This window comes from Pantoea stewartii subsp. stewartii, from assembly GCF_008801695.1.
GTDB lineage: Bacteria > Pseudomonadota > Gammaproteobacteria > Enterobacterales > Enterobacteriaceae > Pantoea > Pantoea stewartii.
In genome coordinates, this window is sequence record NZ_VZPF01000157.1 from 1 (window position 1) to 3,404 (window position 3,404).

General features: G+C 47.0%; 6 protein-coding genes. 5 read left to right on the plus strand and 1 reads right to left on the minus strand.

Features of this window, described 5'->3' with window-relative positions; all coding sequences use genetic code 11:
• Positions 1-116 precede the first annotated feature (116 nt).
• The 4 genes from F7Q90_RS28050 (at position 117) to F7Q90_RS25005 (ending at position 2,283) form a co-directional block, all read left to right on the plus strand.
• Positions 117-389, plus strand: coding sequence for a hypothetical protein (locus F7Q90_RS28050; protein WP_006119125.1), 273 nt, complete (start codon positions 117-119; stop codon positions 387-389).
• Positions 389-982, plus strand: a complete 594-nt coding sequence (locus tag F7Q90_RS24990) for a tail fiber assembly protein (RefSeq protein ID WP_006119123.1) — start codon at positions 389-391, stop codon at positions 980-982. The genes F7Q90_RS28050 and F7Q90_RS24990 overlap by 1 nt, the downstream gene beginning before the upstream one ends.
• A gap of 564 nt (positions 983-1,546) precedes the next feature.
• A complete protein-coding gene (locus tag F7Q90_RS25000) occupies positions 1,547-1,939 on the plus strand; it encodes a hypothetical protein (protein WP_006119121.1) in 393 nt (130 codons plus the stop codon).
• 71 nt (positions 1,940-2,010) lie between these two features.
• The gene (locus F7Q90_RS25005) at positions 2,011-2,283 is read left to right on the plus strand and encodes a hypothetical protein (RefSeq protein WP_006119119.1); all 273 of its coding nucleotides are present in this window, start codon (positions 2,011-2,013) and stop codon (positions 2,281-2,283) included.
• Between the two features lie 407 nt (positions 2,284-2,690).
• On the opposite strand, the gene F7Q90_RS25010 is transcribed toward F7Q90_RS25005, so the two are convergent.
• On the minus strand, positions 2,691-2,960 hold the full coding sequence (locus F7Q90_RS25010) for a hypothetical protein (RefSeq protein ID WP_044242009.1): 270 nt from the start codon (positions 2,958-2,960) through the stop codon (positions 2,691-2,693).
• 205 nt (positions 2,961-3,165) lie between these two features.
• Here F7Q90_RS25010 and F7Q90_RS25015 point away from each other — a divergent pair.
• Positions 3,166-3,404: DNA adenine methylase (locus F7Q90_RS25015; RefSeq protein ID WP_151161126.1), on the plus strand; the 239-nt coding region annotated here is incomplete at its 3' end.

Consider the following 3,404-nt stretch of genomic DNA (forward strand, 5'->3'; position numbering starts at 1 on the left):
AATGGAGGCGAAGCGCCTCAAGGAGCCATGTCCGGTGTTTCACGCGATAGTGTCCATTAAAAAATGATGGACACTATTTTCCCGGAACCGGAGCCCGCTGCACAGACGGTTTAAATGTGACGCTTACGCAGGGCCAGCATAATCACGCTTATAACTGGTTTGGGGGCGGCCCTGATGTTTACCACGTTTCCATGGATGATATTCATATGGGTAACCAGGACCGTGCGACCAGCGATTCTGGCAATCATGCCCATACAGTTGTGATTGGTCCTCACCAGCACACTGTCCCGCTGGGTCCGCACGGTCACGGCCTGACCATCAATGCGACCGGAAACGCCGCCAATACCGTAGACAATATTGCATTTAATTACATCGTGAGGCTCGCATAATGACCTTTGAAATGTCAGATAAAGCACAGACGCTGAAGATTTATAATCTGCGTCCGGATACGCAGGAGTTTATAGGCAGGAGTGACTGCTACATTCCTGCGCACACGGGCCTGCCCGCCAACTGCACGCTGACTCCGCCACCTGAGATTCCGGCAGGCAGCGCCGCTGTTTATCACGCTGAGCAGGATAAATGGTCGCTGGTCGCGGACCACAGGGGACAGACTGTCTACAGCATCATTGATGGCTCACCGCAACTCATTACTTCTCTGGGCGACCTGCCTGACGGCACCGTATCAACAGCACCGGCTGAGCGATATATGAAATGGGACGGCAGTGCATGGGTGCATGACGCAGATGCAGAAAAAGCCGCGTTTCAGGACAAAGCCAGTGCGCAGCGCCAGAGTCTGCTCACTGCTGCGAATGTGGTCACTTCCGACTGGCGCACGGAGCTGCAGCTTGGCGTCATTACCGATGAAGACAAAGCCGGCCTGATTAAGTGGATGGCCTATATTAAAGCGCTTAAAGCACTGGATTTTTCACTGGTGAATGATGAAGGCGGATATAACGCAATAGCCTGGCCGGATAAGCCTTAAAACAAAAAGGCCACTGTCATGTCCGATATACAGTGGCACAGTCGAGACAAAGTATTTCAGGAAGGAAGTTTAGCATCTCAAAATTTTGCTACTGGAATTCGCTCAAAAAAAAGCGCCCTACACGAGCGCAACCAATATATGGTCAAAATATGATACATCCGGATTACAACAGTGGCGGGTCGTTAATCACCACAAGGCTTTGTTGAATAAATGGATTTTATGCTGTGGTACTATGAAAACGGTTGTTTCAGATAACATAAAATCAATGCATTACATGCTTGCGTATGACGGTGTTCTGTCTGGCATCAGCGTTTTCTACCAAAACAGTGCAGACAAAACAGAATGATTACCTATTATTCAACAAAGCCTCACCACAAGCGAGATTATGAATTCATGAGGTTAAACCTGAGTGAAACGAATAGTTAAGCCTGCTTACAGTGATTGATCTAAATCAAATTCAGTTCATTAAATGAATACTGGCATCAGCCCATTGAGGTTTTGACCATGAAGTTACCTGCATGGCTGAAAGTATTATTAACCCGCAGTTCCCGTAAGGAGAGAAATATGAGCACGATTAATATCACCGGCAATATCGAAAAAGCGGTTATCACTCAGTTGCGCAGTAAAGCCATTGTCGACGGTATTCTGGCCGCCATTTACACTGGTCCCACGAAAGAAGATGCCACCGCTGCCGCAACGGACTTCGTTAACCACCTGACCCTGCACAACGAAGCCACCGTGCGCACCGCCTGCGGCGACAACTTTGACAGGATTCAGTCTGCCTTTGCCGAACAGGCACAGGGTATCGCCGAGAAGCTGGCCGACGCAGTCATTGATGCGGATAAGGCCGAAGTCGAAGGTCAGGTGCAGACCTATGTTGACAATCTGCAGTACAAACACAGTATCGACAATGGGCAGGATAGAATCAGCGCAGCACAACCGGTTGAAGCTGTTTAATCAGTCTGATTATCTGTAATAACAATGCGCCAGTGATACTGGCGCATTTATTTAAATAACAGGATATAGAAATGCGGGAATATACCAGCGATGAATTAATAATTATCGGTCGTTGTCATGCTCTGCAATCAGAGCGTGAACGACTCCTGAGCGAAATTAAAATTAATCAAAGTGCAATGAGCGGTATCAGCCTCGGCTACAGTGACGAGCCTGAGCGCCTTCTGGGCCTGCTGGAAGAACAGATTAATCTGGTTAGCGCTTTCCGTGAAATTGAGCCTGACTGTCAGGCTGCATCTGAGGCATATCGTGAGGTCGTTTCAGGCGAGGTCAAAGATAATGGGTAAACCGATTCAGATTGTCAGAATCTATGATGGTGATGCATTTGTCGGGTTAGATGTGGCCGTCGATGGGCTTTGTTGAATAATAGGTAATCATTCTGTTTTGTCTGCACTGTTTTGGTAGAAAACGCTGATGCCAGACAGAACACCGTCATACGCAAGCATGTAATGCATTGATTTTATGTTATCTGAAACAACCGTTTTCATAGTACCACAGCATAAAATCCATTTATTCAACAAAGCCCCGTCGATGGTGAAACGATCGGTAATGTCACTTCAACGCAGATAGTTTCTAGGCCGGAAGAATGCCCGAAGCTTGTTGTCGAGTTTGCGCTTAGTGTCAACTTCGAAGATGAGTTCGGGCATGGTTTCAAAATTGATATATCAAAGAAAGATGCTCAACGCGACGCGAGTTAATCTCCTGACTGGGCTAACTGATAGCCATAGGGCGTCAGTAATAGCGCTGTGATATTTACTGTTGGCCCCTTAACAAGCCTTATGATTGCTTTGGGATTGATAATCCCATCCTCAATGAGCTGGATGACGTTAACTAGCATCATATTGTCATCAATCTCACCAAAATCCCCCCTGAACTCATCCAGAGTAAGATGGCGGGGATGTACTTCTTCTAAGGCCTCAATTATGTCCCACTGCAAATCTTCAGATAATAAATTGCTCATCATTTCCTTCTCAGGTCAGGCGGCAGCGGATTACTGCCGCTCACCCGATGAGACTAAACCGATCTATATCAATGGCTTGTAAACTTGCCTGGCGTTATCTTGCCGCCTCACCCCTGTAACTGCCAACACCCTCTCGCCATCTCTATGATTGCTTCCGTCGATCAATCAAAGGGAATTGATCGTTTTAAAAGATCAAAAGAGGCTATACATGAAAACAAGTATCATCCCGTGGGTAGGTGGAAAACGTAAACTGGCTAAGCATCTTCTCCCGCTTTTTCCGGCTCACACATGTTATGTCGAGCCGTTCTGCGGTGGCGCAGCTTTATTCTTTATGAAGGAACAGTCAAAAGCGGAAGTACTGAACGATATTAACGGCGACATCGTTAATCTTTATCGCGTCATCCAGAACCACCTGGAAGAATTTATAAAGCAGTTCAAATGGGCTTT

Bases quoted from the DNA above. Each gene is read 5' to 3' on its own strand.
- F7Q90_RS25000 (WP_006119121.1), top strand. From the start codon at position 1,547: ATGAGCACGATTAATATCACCGGCAATATCGAAAAAGCGGTTATCACT.
- F7Q90_RS25005 (WP_006119119.1), top strand. From the start codon at position 2,011: ATGCGGGAATATACCAGCGATGAATTAATAATTATCGGTCGTTGTCAT.
- F7Q90_RS24990 (WP_006119123.1), top strand. From the start codon at position 389: ATGACCTTTGAAATGTCAGATAAAGCACAGACGCTGAAGATTTATAAT.
- F7Q90_RS25010 (WP_044242009.1), bottom strand. From the start codon at position 2,960: ATGATGAGCAATTTATTATCTGAAGATTTGCAGTGGGACATAATTGAG.